This window comes from Streptomyces sp. NPDC026522 (assembly GCF_055567555.1).
The window spans coordinates 202,717-222,558 of record NZ_JBVHQF010000012.1; the positions used below are offsets into that span (position 1 = coordinate 202,717).

General features: G+C 72.9%; 18 protein-coding genes. 11 read left to right on the forward strand and 7 right to left on the reverse strand.

What is annotated here, in order from left to right; genetic code table 11:
* Positions 1-111: 111 nt before the first annotated feature.
* Complete coding sequence (locus ACZ4M3_RS28595; RefSeq protein ID WP_467737391.1) at positions 112-1,494, forward strand: transcriptional regulator; 1,383 nt, start codon at positions 112-114, stop codon at positions 1,492-1,494.
* A 101-nt stretch (positions 1,495-1,595) separates the two neighbouring features.
* Positions 1,596-3,065 (forward strand): hypothetical protein, encoded by a 1,470-nt coding sequence (locus ACZ4M3_RS28600; protein ID WP_467737393.1) that lies wholly within the window; start codon positions 1,596-1,598, stop codon positions 3,063-3,065.
* 18 nt (positions 3,066-3,083) lie between these two features.
* On the opposite strand, the gene ACZ4M3_RS28605 is transcribed toward ACZ4M3_RS28600, so the two are convergent.
* The gene (locus ACZ4M3_RS28605) at positions 3,084-4,364 is read right to left on the reverse strand and encodes an ABC transporter substrate-binding protein (RefSeq protein WP_467737395.1); all 1,281 of its coding nucleotides are present in this window, start codon (positions 4,362-4,364) and stop codon (positions 3,084-3,086) included.
* 196 nt (positions 4,365-4,560) lie between these two features.
* Here ACZ4M3_RS28605 and ACZ4M3_RS28610 point away from each other — a divergent pair, with 196 nt between their 5' ends.
* Complete coding sequence (locus tag ACZ4M3_RS28610; RefSeq protein WP_467737566.1) at positions 4,561-5,007, forward strand: SCO4402 family protein; 447 nt, start codon at positions 4,561-4,563, stop codon at positions 5,005-5,007.
* Positions 5,008-5,021: 14 nt separating this feature from the next.
* Entirely contained in the window at positions 5,022-5,900 is an 879-nt protein-coding gene (purU, locus tag ACZ4M3_RS28615) for a formyltetrahydrofolate deformylase (RefSeq protein WP_467737397.1), read from the forward strand.
* 116 nt (positions 5,901-6,016) lie between these two features.
* Here the strand turns inward: purU and ACZ4M3_RS28620 are convergent, their stop codons facing one another.
* On the reverse strand, positions 6,017-7,297 hold the full coding sequence (locus ACZ4M3_RS28620; RefSeq protein ID WP_467737399.1) for a maleylpyruvate isomerase N-terminal domain-containing protein: 1,281 nt from the start codon (positions 7,295-7,297) through the stop codon (positions 6,017-6,019).
* Complete coding sequence (locus ACZ4M3_RS28625) at positions 7,294-7,872, reverse strand: sigma-70 family RNA polymerase sigma factor (protein ID WP_453353227.1); 579 nt, start codon at positions 7,870-7,872, stop codon at positions 7,294-7,296. Before ACZ4M3_RS28625 ends, ACZ4M3_RS28620 begins: the two co-directional genes overlap by 4 nt.
* A 342-nt stretch (positions 7,873-8,214) precedes the next feature.
* On the opposite strand from ACZ4M3_RS28625, the gene ACZ4M3_RS28630 reads away from it, so the two are divergent.
* Positions 8,215-8,739 carry an EF-hand domain-containing protein gene (locus ACZ4M3_RS28630; protein WP_467737401.1) on the forward strand — a complete coding sequence of 175 codons (525 nt, stop codon included), beginning with the start codon at positions 8,215-8,217 and terminating at the stop codon, positions 8,737-8,739.
* A 52-nt stretch (positions 8,740-8,791) separates the two neighbouring features.
* On the opposite strand, the gene ACZ4M3_RS28635 is transcribed toward ACZ4M3_RS28630, so the two are convergent.
* Positions 8,792-10,240, reverse strand: a complete 1,449-nt coding sequence (locus tag ACZ4M3_RS28635) for an MFS transporter (RefSeq protein ID WP_467737403.1) — start codon at positions 10,238-10,240, stop codon at positions 8,792-8,794.
* A gap of 111 nt (positions 10,241-10,351) precedes the next feature.
* On the opposite strand from ACZ4M3_RS28635, the gene ACZ4M3_RS28640 reads away from it, so the two are divergent.
* On the forward strand, positions 10,352-10,831 hold the full coding sequence (locus ACZ4M3_RS28640) for a MarR family winged helix-turn-helix transcriptional regulator (protein WP_467737405.1): 480 nt from the start codon (positions 10,352-10,354) through the stop codon (positions 10,829-10,831).
* 42 nt (positions 10,832-10,873) lie between these two features.
* On the opposite strand, the gene ACZ4M3_RS28645 is transcribed toward ACZ4M3_RS28640, so the two are convergent.
* Entirely contained in the window at positions 10,874-11,746 is an 873-nt protein-coding gene (locus ACZ4M3_RS28645; RefSeq protein WP_467737407.1) for a hypothetical protein, read from the reverse strand.
* Between the two features lie 255 nt (positions 11,747-12,001).
* Here ACZ4M3_RS28645 and ACZ4M3_RS28650 point away from each other — a divergent pair, with 255 nt between their 5' ends.
* Positions 12,002-12,742: a hypothetical protein gene (locus ACZ4M3_RS28650; protein ID WP_467737409.1), complete on the forward strand. Its 741-nt coding sequence runs from the start codon at positions 12,002-12,004 to the stop codon at positions 12,740-12,742.
* A 70-nt stretch (positions 12,743-12,812) separates the two neighbouring features.
* Here ACZ4M3_RS28650 and ACZ4M3_RS28655 read toward each other — a convergent pair whose 3' ends face one another.
* On the reverse strand, positions 12,813-14,468 hold the full coding sequence (locus tag ACZ4M3_RS28655; RefSeq protein ID WP_467737411.1) for a class I adenylate-forming enzyme family protein: 1,656 nt from the start codon (positions 14,466-14,468) through the stop codon (positions 12,813-12,815).
* Between the two features lie 134 nt (positions 14,469-14,602).
* On the opposite strand from ACZ4M3_RS28655, the gene ACZ4M3_RS28660 reads away from it, so the two are divergent.
* From ACZ4M3_RS28660 to ACZ4M3_RS28675, 4 genes are all read left to right on the forward strand, one after another.
* Positions 14,603-15,829, forward strand: coding sequence for an amidohydrolase family protein (locus tag ACZ4M3_RS28660; protein WP_467737413.1), 1,227 nt, complete (start codon positions 14,603-14,605; stop codon positions 15,827-15,829).
* Positions 15,820-16,974: an acyl-CoA dehydrogenase gene (locus ACZ4M3_RS28665; RefSeq protein WP_467737415.1), complete on the forward strand. Its 1,155-nt coding sequence runs from the start codon at positions 15,820-15,822 to the stop codon at positions 16,972-16,974. The genes ACZ4M3_RS28660 and ACZ4M3_RS28665 overlap by 10 nt, the downstream gene beginning before the upstream one ends.
* Positions 16,975-16,979: 5 nt before the next feature.
* Entirely contained in the window at positions 16,980-17,876 is an 897-nt protein-coding gene (locus tag ACZ4M3_RS28670) for an acyl-CoA dehydrogenase family protein (protein ID WP_467737568.1), read from the forward strand.
* Positions 17,877-18,228: 352 nt separating this feature from the next.
* The gene (locus ACZ4M3_RS28675) at positions 18,229-18,702 is read left to right on the forward strand and encodes an ATP-binding protein (protein ID WP_467737417.1); all 474 of its coding nucleotides are present in this window, start codon (positions 18,229-18,231) and stop codon (positions 18,700-18,702) included.
* Between the two features lie 212 nt (positions 18,703-18,914).
* On the opposite strand, the gene ACZ4M3_RS28680 is transcribed toward ACZ4M3_RS28675, so the two are convergent.
* The gene (locus ACZ4M3_RS28680; RefSeq protein ID WP_467737419.1) at positions 18,915-19,841 is read right to left on the reverse strand and encodes a cyclase family protein; all 927 of its coding nucleotides are present in this window, start codon (positions 19,839-19,841) and stop codon (positions 18,915-18,917) included.
* Between the last annotated feature and the right edge of the window lies 1 nt (position 19,842).

The window sequence follows — 19,842 nt, forward strand, 5'->3', positions numbered from 1 at the left end:
GAGCCCGGGGCGCGGTCCGTGGGTAGCGACACCACGCAGAGAGGAAGATTCTCCGCACATCAGGCGGGAAGTGATCATTCCATCGCTCTCCCGCGGCTTCAGGGGGTTTTCATGGCAGCCAGGCCTCTCCTCGCCCGCCAGCCGAACGAACGGCTGCAGGCGCTCATCCAGGAAGCCGGGTGCTCCAATGCCGGGCTCGCCCGGCGCGTGAACATGTGCGGGGCCGAGCACGGCCTCGATCTCCGCTACGACAAGACCTCCGTGGCCCGGTGGCTGCGCGGACAGCAGCCGCGCGGCCGGGCGCCGGGCATCATCGCAGAGGCCATCGGCCGCAAACTCGGCCGGACCGTCACCATCGACGAGATCGGCATGGCCAACGGCAAGAACCTCGCCTCCGGCGTCGGCCTGCAGTTCTCGCCGACCGTCATCGGCGCCATCGAGCAGGTCTGCGAGCTGTGGCGCAGCGACGTCGGCCGCCGCGACTTCCTCTCCGGCTCCAGCGTTGCCGCCTCCGCCCTGGTCGAGCCCAGCCGCGACTGGCTGATCACCGGCGCCGACCCGCAGGTGGCCCGCAACAGCGGCTCGCGCGTGGGGATGCCCGACGTCGAAGCGGTACGGGCGACCACCGAGGCCCTCAAGGAGCTCGACCACCGCTTCGGCAGCGGGCACGTGCGCCCGGTCGTGGTGCACTACCTCAACTCCGTGGTGTCCGGGCTGATCGGCGGCTCCTACCGGGAACCGGTCGGGCGGGCGCTGTTCGCGGCCGTGGCCCGGCTGACGGAACTCGCGGGCTACATGGCGGTGGACACGGGCCAGCCGGGCCTGGCCCAGCGCTACTACATCCAGGCGCTACGGCTGGCCCAGGCGGCCGGCGACCGCGCGTACGGGGGCTACGTGCTGGCCGCGTCCATGAGCCACCTCGCCGCCGAACTGGGCAACCCGCGGGAGATCGCGCAGCTGGCCCGGGCCGCCCAGGAGGGCACGCGCGGGCAGGTCACGCCGCGGGTGGAGGCGATGTTCTACGCCGCCGAGGCGCGCGGGCACGCGCTGCTGGGCGACGCCCGGGCCACGGCGGTGCTGTCCGGGCGGGCGGTGACCGCGCTGGAGCGGGCGGAGCCCGAGTCGGGCGACGACCCGGTGTGGATCCGCCACTTCGACCAGGCCTACCTCGCCGACGAGCTGGCCCACTGCCACCGGGACCTCGGCCAGGCCGACGCGGCGGCCCGGCGCGCCGAGGAGGCCCTGCGGGGCCTGCCCGAGGCCAAGGCGCGGCGCCGGTCGATCGGGCTGCTGCTGCTGGCGGCGGCGCAGGTACAGCAGCGGGAGGTGGAGCAGGCCTGCCAGACGGCGGCGAAGGCGGCCGATCTGCTGGACTCGTTGCGCACCCGGCGCGGGGCGGAGTACCTGGAGGACTTCCGGGCCCGGCTGGAGCCGTACCGCGAGGAGGCGGCGGTGCGGGAGTTCGCGGCGCGGCTGGAGGTGGCGGCGGCCTGAGGCGGGGTGCGGCTCCGGGTGGACTGACCGGGGCGGCCGGTGACCGGGTAGCGTGGGCCGACGGTTCCGTACGTGCGGGCAGGTCGGTGAAGGAGTTCCCGGTGACGGAGAGCGGACAGGGGAGCGGCCACGAGGCCGCCCCGCAGGCCGGCGTGCCGTGGGGCCAGGACCCGGGGCCGGGGGCGCAGGGGCCCGAGTACGGCGCACCGCAGCCGGAGTACGGCGCCCAGCAGTCCGAGTACGGCTCTCGGCAGCCGCATTACCCGGCGTACGGGGTGCAGGAGCAGCCGGCGCCGGGCGGTCCCGCGTACGGGTACCCGCCGCAGGCCCCGCCCGGGTACGCCCCGCAGCCGGGGCACGTGGTCGGCCCGGGCTTCGAGGGGCCGGGGGACCCGCACGGGTACGGGTACCCGCCGCTGCCGGAGGCGATGACCCAGTACATCCCGCCCATACCGGGCGCACCGGGCCCCGTTGAGGCGGCGACGCAGTACATCCCGCCGGTGGTGGACGGCCCCGCCCCGCACGAGGCGGCGACGCAGTACATCCCGCCGGTGGTGGACGGCCCCGCCCCGCACGAGGCGGCGACGCAGTTCATCCCGCCGGTCCCGGCCGCTGACGGTCCCGCCCATCACGAGGCGGCGACGCAGTTCATGCCGCCGGTCCCGGCCGCTGACGGTCCCGCCCATCACGAGGCGGCGACGCAGTACATCCCGCCCGTCCCGGCCGCGCCCGCGGACTCCGCCGTGCAGGGTTTCGACGGCCTGTTCCGCAGCGACGACGACGGCGCCGGGAGCACCCAGCAACTGCCCAAGATCCAGGAGCCGGTCCCGCGCCGGGCACCGCGCGGCCGCGGCACCGTAGGACCTCCGGCCGGCCCAGTACCGCCCCAGCCGCAGCAGCAGTACGCACCTGCCCCGCCCCCGCCCGCGCCGCCGCGCAAGGTCTCGGCCGGGGTCATCGCCGCCGCCGTCATCGGCCTCGCCGTGGCCGGCCTCGGCGTCGGCTCGCTGCTCGGCGACGGCGGCAAGGCCGCCAACAGCGACCCGGGCGCCGCCGAGGCCCCCGCCCCGACCGGCTCCGCCGCGGCTGCGGCCGGTGACGCCCAGGTCGACCCGGCCCGCCCGCAGGCCGTCCAGCTCGACAAGGTGCTCGCGGACAGCAACGAGAGCCGGGCGGCGGTGATCAAGGCCGTCGACGACGTCAAGAGCTGCCGCAACCTCGACCAGGCGGCCCTGGACCTGCGGGACGCCGCCAGCAAGCGCGACGACATGGTCACCCGGCTCCAGGACCTGAAGATGGACGAGCTGCCGGACCACGCGAAGCTCGCCGCCGCCCTCACCAAGGCGTGGAAGTCCTCGGCCGCCGCCGACCGCAGCTACGCGGGCTGGGCGGACGACGTCAACCACGACAAGGGCAAGTGCAAGGACGGCAAGGCGAAGTCCACCGGCAACGCCGCCGACGGCAACAAGTCCAGCGGCGAGGCGACCCGGGCCAAGGAGTCGGCCGCGACCATGTGGAACTCGATCGCGGCCAAGTACGGCCTCACCCGCCGGGACAAGACCGAGCTGTGACGCCCGGCGCCCCGGCCATCAGGCCGCGCGGGGCGCCTGCTCCAGGGTCGGGGTCATGTCCTGGGATTCCTCGCCCGGCTGGGCGACGAGCCGGCCCTGCTGGACGACCTGGAAGGTGACCCGCCCGTTGGAGATGCGCGGGAACCCGGCGACGGCCCGTACGTCCTGGTAGCGCCAACTGAGCTCGGGGGTGAGACCGCCGGTCTGGACGCCCGCCGTCTGGTTGAGGGTCTTCGCGATCTTCCGCGCGGTGACCTCCTCGTCCGGCTTGAGGCGGCTGACGATCTCGTTCAGCACGGTGTACGCGATCCAGGTGGTCTGCGTCCCGCTGTCGTCGGGGTCCACGCTGTCGTCGCCGAAGGCCTGTTCGGAGATCACCTTGCGCATCGGCCCCCACAGCGGGTCGCCGGCCACCGGGTACCAGCTGGTGAGGTAGGCGCCCTCGAAGGGGCTCTCGCGGCCGCCGGTGCGGTCGACCAGCGCCTGGCTGACGCTGCCGAGGACGGAGGCGATCTGCGGCTTCTTGTGCTTGTCGTCGGTGCGGCGGAAGGCGTCGAGGAAGGTCTCCGTGCGCTCGCCGAGCACCGCCGTCACGCAGCCGCGGTCCTTGGCGGCGGAGCCGGTGGAGTCGACCAGTGCCTCGCGGGCCTGCGCCGTGTAGTCGGCGCCGTCCTCGGCCGCCCGGATGTCGGCGGCGTCCGGCACCTTGTTGGCCCGCAGCCCGGCGTTGAGCAGCACCGGCATGGAGTCGCCCGCGAGGGTGTCGGGGCGGACCAGCGCGACTTGGCTGCACACCTTGCCGAGCTGGTGGCCGGCGCCCGCGAGGAGGACGGGCTGGCCGCCGTTGACGGGGTAGGAGAGGGTGCTCTCGAACTCCTCGGAGGAGACCCCGTAGCCGCCGATGAAGGGGATGCCCTCGGCCTCCAGGGGGGCCATGAAGGCGCGGCCGTGCTGGCTGTACGAGCCGACGACGGCGACGGCCTTCTCGGCGATGGCCTTGCGCGCGCAGTCGGCGGCGCCGGTCGGGGTGTTCTGCTCGTTGCAGGTCAGCACGCGCAGCTTGTGGCCGTTGATGCCGCCCTTGGCGTTGACCCAGCGTTCGTACGCCTTGGCCATGCCTGGCATGCCGGGCATGTTGGTCGCCTTGGTGCCCATGGGGGCGAAGGTCATCACGGTGATGGTGCCCCCGGAGCCCCCCGAGCCCCCGGGGACCACCCCGCAGCCGGCGACGAGGCACGCACCCATCGCCGTGGCCAGGAGGGTGCGGGACAGGGAGGTCGTGCGTCGCCGGTCGGTCATGTCCACGCACCATTCCGCCCCCCGGGGAACGCGGGCATGAGGTGTACACAACATGCGGTGACGGGGAGGTGAATTGCGGGGGTCCGGTCACACACAGGTGCTTCAAGATCGCGCCACGGGGGAACGTACGATCGAAAGCGTGACATTCGCCCAAGGTTCGAAGAACTCTTCCCGCCGCGGCGGCCGCTCCTCCACCATGGGCGGCATGCCCCTCAACGACATGCCGTGGTGGCGCTGGCGCAGCAACGTGCGCTCGGCGCTGCACATGCTTTCCGACCCGGTGTTCCAGGAGGAGGTCTGGCTGGCCGGCGTCGAAGGGTACGGGGACGTCACCGACGCCGTGTACCGGCTCGTGGAGGACACCTGGCTGGACAGCTGGTCGGCCGAGAAGTACGTCGGCACGATCTTCCGCGACTCGGGCGAGGCGGCCCTCGTGGACCTCGCGGTCCTGCGCGTGCTGCGGATCCTGCACCAGGTCGGCCCGGACGCGCCCGTGTCCGTGTACCTGGAGCACCACGCCTGGCCCGAGGCGGTGCGGGCGGCGCGCGAGGCCCACGTACGGCTCGCGACGGCGGACGGGGACGATCCGGACGCCGCGCCACGCTCCCTCGAACTGCTGAGAATCATCACCCGCGCGGTGTGAAAGGCTTTGCCGTCATGAACGATGACCCGCAGCGCCAGGCGCAGCCGCAGCAGTACGTCCTGACCCTCTCCTGCCCGGACAAAAAGGGCATTGTGCACGCCGTGTCCAGCTACCTGTTCATGACCGGATGCAACATCGAGGACAGCCGGCAGTTCGGCGACCGAGACACCGGCCTGTTCTTCATGCGGGTGCACTTCGAGGCGGACGCGCCGGCCACCGTGGAGAAGCTGCGGGCCAGCTTCGCCGCTATCGGGGACTCCTTCAAGATGGACTGGCAGATCCACCGCTCCGACGAGCGGATGCGGATCGTGCTGATGGTGTCGAAGTTCGGGCACTGCCTCAACGACCTGCTGTTCCGGTCGCGGATCGGCGCGCTGCCGGTGGAGATCGCGGCGGTGGTCTCGAACCACACCGACTTCGCGGAGCTGGTCGGCTCCTACGACGTCCCGTTCGTGCACATCCCGGTGACGAAGGACACCAAGGCGGCGGCCGAGGCGGAGCTGCTGGAGCTGGTGCGCGCGCAGAACGTCGAACTGGTGGTGCTGGCCCGGTACATGCAGGTGCTGTCGGACACCCTGTGCCGGGAGCTGAGCGGGCGGATCATCAACATCCACCACTCCTTCCTGCCGAGCTTCAAGGGCGCGAAGCCGTACCACCAGGCCCACGCGCGGGGCGTGAAGCTGATCGGTGCGACCGCGCACTACGTCACGGCCGACCTGGACGAGGGCCCGATCATCGAGCAGGAGGTCGAGCGGGTGGGCCACGAGGTGACCCCGGAACAGCTGGTCGCGATCGGCCGCGACGTGGAGTGCCAGGCCCTCGCCCGTGCGGTGAAGTGGCACAGCGAACACCGCGTGCTGCTGAACGGGACCCGGACGGTGGTCTTCGCGTGACGCGCGTGACGGGCGTGGCGTGTCCGTAGTGCCTGTTGCGCCGTCGCCTGTTGCGCTTGCGCCTGTAGCGCCGCCGGGCGACGGCGCTACAGGCGGCGGCGCTATGGGCAACCGCGCTACAGCCGGCTGAGCGAAGCCGCCGCGAAGAGGACGTCGCGGATCGCCTCGCGGTCGCCGTGCTGGCCCGCCGCCGCTTCCTCCGGGGAGATGTGGCCGGCGGCCAGCTGGCAGAACTCCAGGCCGTCCAGCGCGATCTCCGCCACCGTGTGGTCCGACGACGGCTTCGCCGCCGGGGAGTCCAGCGCGATGTCCCAGCCGCCGCCCGCGCCCTCGATCTCCAGGTGCAGGGTCCGCCCCGGGGCGCCCGCCGCGACCAGGCCGTGCGGCGGTCCCGCGAGACCCGCGCGGCGCCGTTCGGCCAGCGCGCCCGGCAGCAGCCGCGCCGCCAGGTCGATCATGCGGTGCAGGTGCGGCCCGGACGGCGGCTCGTACGGGTAGTCCACCGCCTCCGCGATGTCCCACGCGTGCACCCAGCACTCGAAGGCCCGCTCCAGGAACGCGTCCCCCAGCGGCAGGGCGAAGCTCCCGTAGTCGACCTCCAGCTCGGCCACGCCGTGGCCCGCGAAGGAGACCGTACGGACCAGGGTGTGGCCCTGCTCCCGCCACGGCTCGCGGACCTGGCGGGTGGCCGGGTGCGGCGCGGAGCCCCAGAAGAACTCGGTGCGCTCCGTCGTACCGCCCGACGGTGCCTGCGCGCCCAGCGGGTCGTCCAGCCCGAGCGCCGTCGCGACGAGCCCGTCCACCGTCAGCAGGTGGCCGATCACCCCCGCCACGGTGGTGCGCCGCGACCGGCGCCGCTCCTCCTCGAACCACTTGAGCCGTACCGGGGTGTGCCACTCCGAGTCGCCGAAGTCCCGCAGCAGGGCGTCGAGCCGCGCGGTCTCCGTGTCGTACGGGGTCGCCCACGCCGGGACGGGGATGCGGGCCGGGCGCTTGCCCAGGCAGTCCTCCAGCACCCGCGAGCGCAGCAGCGGTTTCAGGTCCAGGCTCTCTTCCGGGTGCAGCAGCCCGACGGCGTCCCGTAGCCGCAGCGCCTCCTCGGCGCAGGGCGCGCACTCGGTCAGGTGGTCCTCCACCGCCTGGGTCTCCTCGGCGGAGCAGGCGGCCAGCGCCCACGCCCCGAGCAGGGACTTCAGTACGGCGTGCGTGGGCGGCGGTTCCGGCGCGGGTACGTCAACCGGCACGGGCGCGGCTCCGTCCACCGGCTCCGGCACCGGCCGGGGGCCCGGCGGCGGTTCGAGGTCGTCGGCGGCCCCGCGCGGGCCCGGTATCCGCGCGGCACCGCCCACGGGCCGCTCGTAACCGTCGTCGGGCGCGTCTTCGGCGGGGCCGGTCATCGGGGCGTTCCATATCCGGGCGGGCCGTATCCGGGCGGGGCGGTGTCCTCCCGCGGGAGGGCGTTGGCGGTCGACAGCAACTGGAGTCCGAGCCGCAGCCGGCGCCGCGCCTCGTCCTCGCTGATCTTGAGGTCGGCGGCGGCCTGCCGGTAGTCGCGCCGCTTGAAGTACGCGAGCTCCAGCGCGGAGCGCAACGGCGCGGGCATGGACGTGACGATGTAGTCCGCGCGGGCGGCCGCGTTGGCGCTGCGCACCTTCTGCTCCAGCTCCTCGCGGGAGCCGCGGCCGAGTTCGGCCTGGCGCAGCCGGGCCACGGCCTGGCCCTGGGTGATCCGGGCGACCCAGGAGCGCAGGGAGCCCTGCTTGGGGTCGTAGGCGTCCGGGTTCTCCCAGATGTACCCGAACACCTCGCGGGTGATCCGGTCCGCGGCCGTCTCGTCACCCAGCACCCGGTGCGCGAGGCTGTGCACCAGCGAGGCGAAGCGGTCGTACAACTCCCCGAGCGCGGCGGCCTCACCGCGGGCGAGGCGTTGCTGCATGCGGCGGTCCCAGCGCGGTGGTGCGTCCTTCGGCATCGTGCCCCCAGCCCAGCCGTGTGTCGACCCGTCGAATGTAGTCGGCAGCTGGCGGGATCCGCCCGTTTTTGCGGGAAGCCCGCCCCGGAAGTGTGCCCGTCGTGCTACGGGCGACGCGGGCCTTCCGGGCGGAACATGACGCCCGCATAGGCACATCTGTACGCGCCCTGCCGCGCTTCCCGTGCGCGGGTTCGATGCGGCCATCTCTCCGACGGCTCGGCTTAACGCACGGGCCACCGAGGACGTACGCTCCTGCCTTGTCTTGATCTGCGCGGCTTGACCGCACGTCTTGACCGCACCTCAACTGCACCCACACGCACATGTGAAGGCGGACCGCCGAATATGGACAGCGCAGAGTACGAGCGCAAGATCGCCTCCCGATTCGCCACCTTCGACCAGGACGGCTCCGGCTACATCGACCGGGAGGACTTCAGCGTGGCCGCGCGGGCCGTGCTGGCCGAATTCGGCGTCCGGGCCCGGTCGGAGCAGGGCCAGGCCGTCTTCGCCGGCGCCGAGGCGTTCTGGCAGGGCATGGCCGGGATCGCGGACGTCGACGGTGACCAGCGGGTGTCCCGCGAGGAGTTCGTGACGGGTGCGGTGAAGCGGCTGCGCGACAACCCGGAGCGCTTCGCGGAGATCGCCCGGCCGTTCCTGCGCGCGGTGATCGCGGTGGCCTCCGGGGACGGCCCGGCGGACGGCGCCTCCCCGGCCGCGGCGACCCGCGTCCTGCGCGTGCTCGGCACCCCGCCGGAACTGGCGTCCCAGATCGCCACGGCCCTCGACACGGACGGCGACGACCGCATCTCGGAGGACGAGATCCTCACGGCCTTCGCCGCCTACTGCGGCGTGGCCGCCCCGGACGCCTGACCCCTCGGGCGGAGGTGGGGCGGGGCGCCGGGGCGGGGTTCCACGTGGAACATCAGCCGCGGCGCACTCCCCGGAGCAGGGTCGCGGTGATGACCACCGCGGTGAGCAGCAGACCGGCCCCGATGCCGAAGGCCAGGTGGTAGCCGCCGGTGAGCGCCTCGGCGGAGGTCCGGCCGGCGGAGGCGAGGGAGGCGGTGCGGGAGGCTGCCAGGGTGGACAGGACGGCCACGCCGAGGGCCATGCCGATCTGCTGGGTGGTGTTGAACAGGCCGGACGCGAGTCCCGCGTCGTGGTCCCCGGCCTGTGACATGGCCAGGGCGGTGAGCGCGGGCAGGGCCAGGCCGAAGCCTGCGGCGAGCAGCATCACCGGCAGCAAGTCCCGTACGTAGTCGGCGTGCACCGGCAGGCGGGTGAGCAGACCCAGCGCCACGACCAGCAGGCCGAGCCCGGCGGACAGGACGGCGCGCTCACCGAAGCGGGAGTTCAGCCGGGCCGAGACGCCCAGCGAGACCGCTCCGATCACGAGGGCGGCCGGCAGCATGGCCAGACCCGTCGCGCCGGCCCCGTACCCCAACACCTTCTGGAGGTAGAGGGCGACGAGGATCTGGAACGAGAACAGCGCGGCCACCATCAGCATCTGCACCAGGTTCGCGCCGACCACGGCGCGGGAGCGGAAGATCCGCAGCGGCATCAGGGGGGTGCGGGCCGTCGCCTGCCGCGCGGTGAAGGCCGCCAGCAGGACCAGGGCCAGCGCCCCGAGGCCGAGAGTGTGCGTGGAGGACCAGCCGTACTCCTCCACCTTCACCACGCCGTAGATGCCCACCATCAATCCGGCCGTGACGAGTACCGCGCCGAGTACGTCCGCACCCGCGGGGGTGCCGGCGGCCGCGGGCGCGGCGGGGATCGCGCGAACGGCCAGGAGCAGCGCCGCGAGCCCGATCGGCAGGTTGATGAAGAAGATCCAGTGCCAGTCGAGCGCGTCGGTGAGGACCCCGCCGAGGACCTGGCCCAGCGAGGCGCCCGCCGCGCCGGTGAAGGAGAAGACGGCTATCGCCCTGGCCCGTTCCCTGGGCTCGGTGAACAGGGTGATCAGGATGCCGAGGCTGACGGCGGAAGCCATGGCACTGCCCACGCCTTGGAGGAACCGCGCGGCCAGGAGGACGGCGGGGGAGGCCGCGTACCCGGCGAGCAGCGAGGCGGCGGTGAAGACGCCGGTACCGGCCAGGAACATCCGCTTGCGGCCGATCAGGTCGCCGAGCCGGCCCGCGAGGAGCAGGAGGCTGCCGAAGGCGATCAGGTAGGCGTTGACGACCCAGCTCAGGCCGGCGGGGGTGAAGCCGAGGTCGTCCTGGATGGCGGGCATCGCGACGGTGACGATGCTGCCGTCGAGGACGGTCATGAGCACGCCGGTGGAGAGAACGGCGAGGGCGGTCCAGCGGGAGCGGAAGCGGGAGCCGCGGGCGGCGGTGGCCAGGGGGGAGGTGCGCGTGATGGCGGACATCGGTCTGTCTCTCTCTCCGGTGAGCGGGCGGAAGGCCGAGCGATAGTGGGACCGTAGCAGATAGTTTTGTTGCAGACGATTTATTTCGGACCTAACGGTTAGGCTGGGTCCATGACCGCGATGTCACCCGCCCGGACCGAGCCCGACCTCTCGTTCCTCCTGGACCACACCAGCCACGTCCTGCGTACGCGTATGGCCGCCGCCCTCGGCGAGATCGGGCTCACCGCCCGCATGCACTGCGTCCTCGTCCACGCGCTGGAGGAGGAGCGGACCCAGATCCAGCTGGCCGAGATCGGCGACATGGACAAGACGACGATGGTCGTCACCGTCGATGCGCTGGAGAAGGCGGGGCTGGCCGAGCGACGGCCTTCCACCAAGGACCGGCGGGCCCGCGTCATCGCCGTCACCGAACGGGGCGCCGCCGTCGCCGCCGAAAGCCGGCGCATCGTCGACCAGGTCCACGCCGACGCCCTCGGCTCCCTCCCGGCCGGCGACCGCGAGGCCCTGCTGCGGGCCCTCGGCCTCCTTGCCCAGGGCGCCCTCGACACCCCCTCCGACACGCCCCGCCCGGCCCGCCGCGCCCGGCAGTGACGCCGCGCCGGGGCCCATGCGGAAGGGCGCGGACCCGCCGGCTTACGGAGCCAGTGCCGGGATGCCGCGGAGGGCTTGGCGGACGGTCGTGGCGTGGGCCGATACGGCGGAGGGGGAGAGCGGGGTCCGGCGGGGCGGTTGGTCGGGTGTCTGGGCGCAGGGGGTGCAGGGGGCGTCCGGGGCGCTGAGGGGGTTGCGGCAGGCCGGGCATTCGGGCAGGGGCGCCGCCGGGGCGGCGGGGTCGCGGCGGAGCCGGGGCGGGGGGAGTTTGCGGACCAGGCGGTCGGCCAGCAGGGCGCGGGCGGAGTGGACGGGCCGGGGCAGCCCGTCCGCGAGCAGGGAGCGGGCCTCCAGTTCCGGTACCCCGTGTGCCACCCACTGTTCGGCGAGCGGCGCCAGGACGAGGATCTCGGCGGCGCTGAGCGCCAGCCGTGGCTCGTACGCGCCGAGCCGCTGGAGCAGCGCACCCCCTCGGCCGACGGCCTCCGTCAGCTTCACGGGTGCTGGGAGGGAGGGTGTTTCTTCCTCGTTCTGCTTCGCCCGGAGGGGGAACTCTCCCGCGTTCCCGTCGATCGGTTCACCGGCGGCCGGTAGTACGGGAACCGGCTCCCCTTGGCCGTGCGGGGTGTCGAAAACGGACACCTTCGTCCGGACTTGCCCGGTCACGGCGTCCCGTACGGTCTCCCGCACGTAGTACCCGTACCGGATCAGCTCGTCGACGGCCTTGGAGATGCCGCGCCGTCCGACTCCGGGGTTGTTGTCGGCGAGGGAGCGTACGTCCTCGCGGGCCTCGCCGGGCAGGGAGAGGAGGTAGCCGAGGATCCCCCGGGCGGTGAAGCTGAGGCGCCGGTCCCGGATGACGTCGTTGCCGAGGACGGTGAAACCGCGCGTGCGGCGGCTAAGGTGAATCTGCATCGAAGGTCTCGCTTCGGTGTCGGACCCCGGGGTGTTGGCGCACCGCCGGGGTCACCTGTTTTCAGTTCGTGGCGGGTCGGACGCTAGCGCACCATTTCGCCCAACTGCCAGCTATGGCCCGGCATTTACTGCCTGTATGCATCCCGGCGCGACGAAGATCCAAGATCTGAGGATCCGTTGAGCGGGAACGGTTTGTTCCGCTGATTAGCTGAGGCCACAAGCCACCCCCCAACACGGAAAGGCCTTCGCACAGCGATGTCCAAGGTCATAACCCCCCGCCGTACCGCCGCCGTTCTCGCCGTCCTCGCCTCCACCGCGCTGCTGGGGACCGGCACCGCCAGCGCCTCGCTCATCTCGCAGGACGGCGCGCGGATCGCCGCCTACCAGGCGAGCCTCCAGAGCAGCACCGAGCCGGGTGCCGCCGACGCGCTGAAGGAGTTCGACGCGCTGGCGCACGACAAGCAGGTCAAATTCCTCAACTACGCCGAGGACCCCGAGAACCTCAAGGCCCTGCTCGAGGAGGTCGCCGACGTCCCCACCGCCGGCACCCCCTCGCACTCGCTGGTGAACCTCAAGGACGGCGACGTCCAGATCGCGGGTGACAGCGACGCCACCTTCACCCCCGACGCCGCGGACGCCTCCGGGGTCTCGGCCGCGGGCAAGCTGCACGCCGGCTGGTGGGACACCACCTACACCGTCCGCCAGAAGATCTTCGGCATCACCATCACCAAGCTGAGCGTGTGGGTGAACTACCACACCAACGGCTCGAAGATCGACAAGGTCGACCACGCGGACTGCGGCAAGCGCAACTTCAACGGCGCCGTCTCCATCGGCCACGGTGTCCCGAAGGCCCAGCTGGCCGACGGCAACGCCATCGGCCAGGTCGTCTGGGAGGGCTCGATCATCTACAAGGGCTTCGGCGTCGAGATCGACAAGCGCCAGCAGGTCGTCGCCAACGCCTACGGCTTCAAGAGCGGGTACCTGAAGAACATCTAGTCACGGCAGGCGCGTGCGCCGGTCTCCGGACCCCCATCGGGGGTCCCGGGGGCCGGCGCCTCCGTCGCGTTCAGGCGTAGCGTTCGCGGAGCTTGTACTTGAGCACCTTGCGCAGCGCCTCGTTGCGCGGCAGGGCCGCCACCAGCTCCAGCTGCTCCGGCAGCTTGTGCGGGGACAGGCCCTGGGCGCGCAGGTGGGCCGTGACCGTGGGGAGGGTCAACGGGGCGGCGCCCGGCGGCTGTTCGACCACCGCGCAGACGCGCTCGCCGCGCTCCGGGTCCGGGAGGCCGATGACGGCGGCGTCGGCGACTGCGGGGAGCAGGTGGAGGAGGTCCTCGATCTCCTTCGCCGAGATGTTCTCGCCCTTGCGGATGATGACGTCCTTGCTGCGGCCGGTCAGGACCAGGTGGCCGCCCGGGGCGAGGTGGCCGAGGTCGCCGGTGATCAGGTAGCCGTCGGCGTCGAAGGCCTCCGCCGACCGGTCGGGGTCCAGGTAGCCGCGGCAGACGGCCTCGCCGCGCAGCCGGACCTCTCCGTCGGCGGACGGCGGGAGCGGGGTGCCGTCCGGGGCCGTGATCCGGATCGACATGCCCTGCGGGGGCCGGCCCTCGGTCGTCGCGAGGTTCTCGTCGGTGTCGTCCGGGTCCCCCATCGTGATCATCGGGACCTCGGTCATGCCGTAGCCGTGGGTGAGCTTGCAGCCCAGTTCGCGGACCACCGCGTGGTAGATCTCCGGCGGCTTGGGGGCGCCGCCGCCCGCCAGCAGGCGCAGGCTCGGGATGAGCTTCGTACCGGGGTCCTTGCGCTGCTCGGTGAGGAACATCGAATAGAACGCGGTGGAGCCGCCGGCGATCGTGACCCCGTGGCGGCGGTAGCCGGCCAGCGCGTCCGGCATCGCGAACTTCTCGAACAGGACCGCCGGGAACCCGTACAGCAGCAGCATCACCAGGTAGTCCGGGCCGCCTATGTGCGCGTACGGGAAGGCCACCGAGCCCACGTCCCCCGGGTCCGGCCGCAGGGCGTGGGCCAGGCAGGAGCCGCCCGCGATCAGGGACCGGTCGGTGTGCAGCACGCCTTTGGGGTCGGAGGTCGTGCCGGAGGTCCAGTAGATCCAGCGCACGTCCGTCCCGGAGGCGGGCGGCGCGGGCAGCACGGCCGGGTCGCCGGCCGGGAGGTCCGCGTAGGCCCGGAAGACGCCCCGCGCCCCCAGCCGGGCGGCCATGGCGGTGTGGTCGAAGCCGCGCCACTCCCCGGGGACGGCGAAGAACTCGGCCCCCGACTCGCGCAGTGCGAAGCCGGCCTCGCGGTCCCGGTAGAAGGGGATGACGGGCGTCTGGACGGCGCCGAGCCGGGCCAGGGCGAGGGAGAGCAGCACCGTCTCGATGCGGGTCGGCAGCTGCCAGGCGACGACGGTGCCCGGACGCACCCCCATCCCGTACAGGCCCGCCGCAACCCGCTCGGCGCGCTCGTGCAGCGCGCCGAAGGTGAGGGTGCGGTCGTCGGCGGGGTCCGGGGCGGCCTCGATGAGCACGGGGGCGGCGGGGGTGAGCGCGGCCCGGCGGGCGACGAGTTCCCAGAGGGTGGCGCAGCCGCCGAGGGCCCGCGCCGTCTCCCCGGCCGCCCCGCGAGCCGCCGCCCTGGTCCTGGCCCGGTCCGCCGCCGCCTCGCGAGCCGCGGTCGCCCCGGGCTCCGCCGCCGTCGTCCCGGACCCGTCCGTCGCCGTCATCCCGGCCTCCCCTTGGCTGACGATGTGTCAGAACTGGCGAGAGCGTAGGGCTCCGGCGCTTGCCGGTCCAGAGGTGGCGGGGCTAGCTTGTTTCTGACGGTCCATCAGATACGGCGAGGGGAACACCGGACACCATGGACACGGACACGGAACTGCCGCGGATCATCAGCGTCGACGACCACGTGATCGAACCCGCCCACCTCTTCGACGTGTGGCTGCCGGCCGCATACCGCGACCGCGGACCCAAGGCGCTGACCGCGGGCATCGGCGAGCTCGTCTACACCGGCGGCAAGTACGTGATCTCCATGGACCCCGACGGGCCGCCGACCGACTGGTGGATCTACGAGGACCTCAAGTTCCCGTACAAGCGCAACATCGCCGCCGTCGGCTTCGACCGCGACGACATGACCCTGGAGGGCATCACCCGCGAGGAGATGCGCCGCGGCTGCTGGGACCCGGCCGCGCGCCTCGCCGACATGGACCTCAACCACGTCGAGGCCTCCCTGTGCTTCCCGACCTTCCCCCGCTTCTGCGGCCAGACCTTCGCCGAAGCGCACGACAAGGAAGTGGCCCTCGCCTGCGTGCGCGCGTACAACGACTGGATGGTGGAGGAGTGGTGCGGGGACAGCGGCGGACGGCTGATCCCGCTCTGCATCATCCCGCTCTGGGACATCGACCTCGCCGTGGCGGAGGTCCGGCGCAACGCCGCGCGGGGCGTGCGCGCCGTGACCTTCTCCGAGATCCCGACCTACCTCGGCCTGCCGTCGATCCACTCCGGTTACTGGGACCCCTTCTTCGCCGTCTGCCAGGAGACCGGCACCGTCGTCAACATGCACATCGGCTCCTCCTCCCAGATGCCCGCCGCGTCCCCCGACGCGCCGCCCGCCGTCCAGGCCTCGCTCAGCTTCAACAACGCGATGGCCTCGATGATGGACTTCCTGTTCAGCGGGGTGCTGGTGAAGTTCCCGACGCTCAAGCTCGCCTACAGCGAGGGCCAGATGGGCTGGATCCCGTACGCCCTGGAACGCGCCGACGACGTGTGGCGCGAGCACCGCGCCTGGGGCGGGGTCCGCGACCTGATCCCGGAGCCGCCGTCCACGTACTACTACCGGCAGATGTTCTGCTGCTTCTTCCGCGACAAGCACGGCATCGCCTCGCTCGACGTCGTCGGACGCGACAACGCGACCTTCGAGACCGACTACCCGCACGTCGACTCGACCTTCCCGCACACCAAGGACGTCGCCCTCGACCACGTGAAGGGCCTCGACGACGAGACCGTCTACAAGCTGATGCGCGGCAACGCCATCCGCATGCTGGGCCTGGACCTCGACCGTGACCGCGGGAACCGCCAGTGGACCTGACCTACACCGAGGAGGAGCGGGAGTTCCGGGCCCGGCTGCGCGAGTGGCTCGCCAAGGAGCTGCCCGCCCTGCCCCCCGGGCCGTCCCCCGACGACTGGCCGGCCCGCCGCGCCTACGACGCGGGCTGGCAGCGCCGGCTGTACGACGCCGGCTACGCGGGCCTGCACTGGCCCCTGGACGCGGGCGGGCGCGGCGCGACCCCGACCCAGCACCTGATCTTCCTGGAGGAGACGGAACGGGCCGGCGCCCCGTACGTCGGCGCAAACTTCGTCGGGCTGCTGCACGCGGGGCCCACCATCGCCGCCGAGGGCACCGCCGCGCAGCGGGCGCGCTGGCTGCCGCCGGTGCTGCGCGGCGACGAGATGTGGTGCCAGGGGTTCAGCGAGCCGGACGCCGGCTCCGACCTGGCGTCGCTGCGCACCCGCGCGGTCCGCGACGGCGACGACTACGTGGTGAGCGGCTCGAAGATCTGGACCTCGCACGCGGAGGTCGCCGACTGGTGCGAGCTGCTGGTCCGCACCGACCCCGGGGCCCCCAAGCACAAGGGCATCAGCTGGCTGGCCATGCCGATGGACGCGCCCGGGATCACCGTACGGCCGCTGCGCACCCTCGCGGGATCGGCCGAGTTCGCGGAGGTGTTCCTGGACGAGGTGCGGGTTCCGGCGGCGAACCGGGTGGGGGCGGAGAACGACGGGTGGCGGGTCACGATGGTGACCCTGTCCTTCGAGCGGGGCACCGCCTTCGTCGGCGAGGTGGTGGCCTGCCGCCGCACGCTCGCCCTGCTGGCCCGGACCGCGAAGGAGAACGGGCGCTGGGACGACCCCGTCCTACGTCGCACGCTCGGACGCCTCCACGGGGAGTTCGGCGCCCTCTGGAGGCTGACGCAGTGGAACGTCAGCGAGTCCGAGCGCTCGGGCGGCGTCCCCGGCACGGGTGGCAGCGTCTTCAAGCTGGCGTACTCCCACGCGCGGCAGGAGCTGTACGACGCCGCGGCGCAGGTGCTCGGCGCGGGCTCGCTCGTGCTGGACGAGGAGTGGGTGCTGGACCGGCTCTCGTCCCTGTCGTACACCATCGCCGCGGGTACCTCCCAGATCCAGCGGAACATCGTCGCCGAGCGCGTCCTCGGCCTGCCGAAGGGGCGGTGAGCGGCGTGGACTTCCAGCCGAGCCGGGAGCAGCGCGACCTGCGGGCGGGCGTACGGGACCTGCTCGCCGGGCGGTACGGGCGCGAGGCGCTGCGGGCATCGGTGGAGACGGGCGCCGCGGTGGACCGGCGGCTGTGGCGGGAGCTGGGCGACGCCGGGTTCTTCTCGCTGCGGCTGCCGGAGGCCGACGGCGGGGTGGGGCTCGGGCTGCCGGAGGCGGTCCTGGTCTTCGAGGAGGCCGGGCGGGCGCTGCTGCCGGGGCCGCTGGTGGCCACGCACCTGGCGGCCGGGGTGGTCCCGGGCGCCGCGGCCGGGGCCACGGTGGTGACGGCGTTCGACCTGGACGGGCCCCTGGTGGCCCACCTGGCGGAGGCCGACGCGGTGCTCGGGGCGCCGGAGCTGCCCGAGGGGGAGCCGGTGCGCTCGGTGGACCCGCTGACGCCGCTGCACCGGGTGGCCCGGGCGGGGCAGGCCGACGCCCACCGGGACGAGGGTGCGCTGCTGACGGCCGCGCTCCAGGTCGGCAGTGCCCTGCGCACGGTGGAGCTGGCCGTGGCGCACGCGCGCGGGCGGGAGCAGTTCGGGCAGCCGATCGGGGCGTTCCAGGCGGTGAAGCACCTGTGCGCGGACATGCTGGTGCGGGCGGAGGTGGCCCGTACGGCGGTGTACGCGGCGGCGGTGACGGGCGACGGGGCCGAGATCGCGGCGGCGAAGCTGCTGGCCGACGCGGCGGCCGTACGGGGGGCCCGGGACTGCCTCCAGGTGTACGGCGGGATGGGCTTCACCTGGGAGGCGGACGTACACCTGCACCTCAAACGGGCGTGGGTGCGCGCGGAGCAGTGGCGGACGGCGGCGCGGGCGGAGGAGCTGCTGGCGGCGGACCTGCTGGGGTCGGGCTCGTGAGGGCCGTGCCCGTGAGGCGGTCGTGCCCGTGGGGGCCCGGCCCGGGAGGCACGGGGCGAACGAGGCGGGACTCATGTCCGATTACAGAGAGTTGATATCGGTTTGTGTCCTTCGGTCGCCTCCTTACGGACCGGAGTCGGGGGCGCGCTCCGGTACGCTCCGACGAATGCGAGCGGTTGAGCGGCATGAGCGTCGCACAGTATGCACCACGCCTACTCCTTCGCGCTGGAATATGCCCGAAGCGCTTGTTGTGGTGACTGTACGTCAACCATGCTGCTACGCAAGGGGGTCACTGGCCGTGACCCCGTTCCGTCGTGAGGCGAAGTGTCCGCCGGTTCGGATGGTGTGAGCGGTGCAGGTGCTTCAGGTTCAGCTTGAGGTAGGAGCGGACCCCGCCGAGGTCGGCCGGGCGCGCCGGTGGGCGCGCTCCCGGCTGGCGGGTTCCGGGATAGGGGACGACGAGCCGCTCGCCGAGACGCTGATCCTGCTGATCTCGGAGCTGGTCACCAACGCGGTGGTGCACACCGGCTGCCCCGCCGTGCTGCGGATGCTGTTCGGGGGGCCCGGGGTGCGGGTCGAGGTCGCGGACGCCAGCGACCGGGAGCCCGCCCGGCGGCAGGCCGCCGGGGACGACACCGGCGGGCGCGGCCTGGAGCTGGTCGACGGGCTCGCGGACCGCTGGGGCTGGCAGCGCGAGGGCGCGGGGAAACGGATCTGGTGCGAGATCGACCGGGCGAAGAAGGCGGGCGCCGACCGCGCCGAGGACGCCCCGGAAAGGTCTGCCGAATTCTTTGCCCCGATCCGGGAACCCCGCGTGTACCTCTAACGAGGTGTTGACGGTTCGTCACGTGTTGATCACTCTGGTGGGGAGCGATTCGTCGCGAGGGGACGCCAAGGGTCCTGCCTTGACGAGTGCGGGTCGTGGGGTGGCGGCTGCCGTGCCGCGCTCGGGGCGTGCACGCGCGTACGCCGCCACCCAGTAGGTCTTGCTCCGGGAGCCGTCCATGGCCGCCGCGCCGGAGGGCGGCGGCGCAGGGGTCACAGGACGGCGACCGGGGCCACCGGGGTGCCGGTGCCGCCGGCGAAGGGCTCCGGCATCGCGGACAGGAAGAACGCGTGGCGGCCCGCTTCCGCACAGGCTGTGGACAACGTTTCGAGGTTCCAGTTCTGGCCCTGGAGCATGCCCATCTCGACCAGGTCGAGCGCGTGCACCGGCAGCCACAGGTCCTCGATCTCCGGCGGGAAGATCTCGAAGGTCAGCGTGTCGTTGGCGACGGCCGCCACGTCCCGCGCGTGGAACCACTCCGGGGTGCGGACCGACAGGCCCGGCGAGGGGAAGCCGTAGCCGTGCTTGTCGCCCGCCAGGTACACCTGGATCTGGCCCGTGCGGACCAGGACGACGTCACCGGCCCGGACCGTGACCCGGCCGAACTCCTCCGCCTCCGCCAGGTCCTCGGGGGTCACCGCGTGGTCGCCCGGCAGCCGGTCCAGGCCCTTGGCCCGGGCCACGTCCAGCAGGACGCCGCGCGAGACGACGGGGCCGGCCTTGTCGATGCCGCTGAACTCGGCGCGGCCGTGCGCCGTGATCGTGGCGGCCGGGCGGCCGTTGTAGATCCGGCCCGAGTGCGAGACGTGCGTGAGGGCGTCCCAGTGCGTCCCGGCCTGGAGCCCCATCGTCACGGCGTCGTCGCTGCACGCCACCGTGCCCGGACCGAACAGCTCCTGGTTGATCTGCACCATCGTGTGCAGCGGGTTGACCCGGCCGGGGATCAGGCCGGCCTGTACCCCGTCCTCCTTGAGCGGGAGCGCCAGCGGGACCCGTAGGCCCGTGCGGACCTCGGCGGCCGCGGCGCGCACCACCGCGTCGGTGACCAGGTTCAAGGTGCCCCGCTCGTCCGCGGCGCCCCACCGGCCCCAGTTGTTGACGCGCTCGGCGATGTCGTGGAACTCGGCCGGCAAGGTCATG

Excerpts from the sequence above, each read along its gene's own strand:
- ACZ4M3_RS28595 (WP_467737391.1), top strand. The coding sequence starts at position 112 with ATGGCAGCCAGGCCTCTCCTCGCCCGCCAGCCGAACGAACGGCTGCAG.
- ACZ4M3_RS28605 (WP_467737395.1), bottom strand. The coding sequence starts at position 4,364 with ATGACCGACCGGCGACGCACGACCTCCCTGTCCCGCACCCTCCTGGCC.
- ACZ4M3_RS28610 (WP_467737566.1), top strand. The coding sequence starts at position 4,561 with ATGGGCGGCATGCCCCTCAACGACATGCCGTGGTGGCGCTGGCGCAGC.
- purU (WP_467737397.1), top strand. The coding sequence starts at position 5,022 with ATGAACGATGACCCGCAGCGCCAGGCGCAGCCGCAGCAGTACGTCCTG.
- ACZ4M3_RS28620 (WP_467737399.1), bottom strand. The coding sequence starts at position 7,297 with ATGACCGGCCCCGCCGAAGACGCGCCCGACGACGGTTACGAGCGGCCC.
- ACZ4M3_RS28625 (WP_453353227.1), bottom strand. The coding sequence starts at position 7,872 with ATGCCGAAGGACGCACCACCGCGCTGGGACCGCCGCATGCAGCAACGC.
- ACZ4M3_RS28630 (WP_467737401.1), top strand. The coding sequence starts at position 8,215 with ATGGACAGCGCAGAGTACGAGCGCAAGATCGCCTCCCGATTCGCCACC.
- ACZ4M3_RS28635 (WP_467737403.1), bottom strand. The coding sequence starts at position 10,240 with ATGTCCGCCATCACGCGCACCTCCCCCCTGGCCACCGCCGCCCGCGGC.
- ACZ4M3_RS28640 (WP_467737405.1), top strand. The coding sequence starts at position 10,352 with ATGACCGCGATGTCACCCGCCCGGACCGAGCCCGACCTCTCGTTCCTC.
- ACZ4M3_RS28645 (WP_467737407.1), bottom strand. The coding sequence starts at position 11,746 with ATGCAGATTCACCTTAGCCGCCGCACGCGCGGTTTCACCGTCCTCGGC.
- ACZ4M3_RS28650 (WP_467737409.1), top strand. The coding sequence starts at position 12,002 with ATGTCCAAGGTCATAACCCCCCGCCGTACCGCCGCCGTTCTCGCCGTC.
- ACZ4M3_RS28655 (WP_467737411.1), bottom strand. The coding sequence starts at position 14,468 with ATGACGGCGACGGACGGGTCCGGGACGACGGCGGCGGAGCCCGGGGCG.
- ACZ4M3_RS28660 (WP_467737413.1), top strand. The coding sequence starts at position 14,603 with ATGGACACGGACACGGAACTGCCGCGGATCATCAGCGTCGACGACCAC.
- ACZ4M3_RS28680 (WP_467737419.1), bottom strand. The coding sequence starts at position 19,841 with ATGACCTTGCCGGCCGAGTTCCACGACATCGCCGAGCGCGTCAACAAC.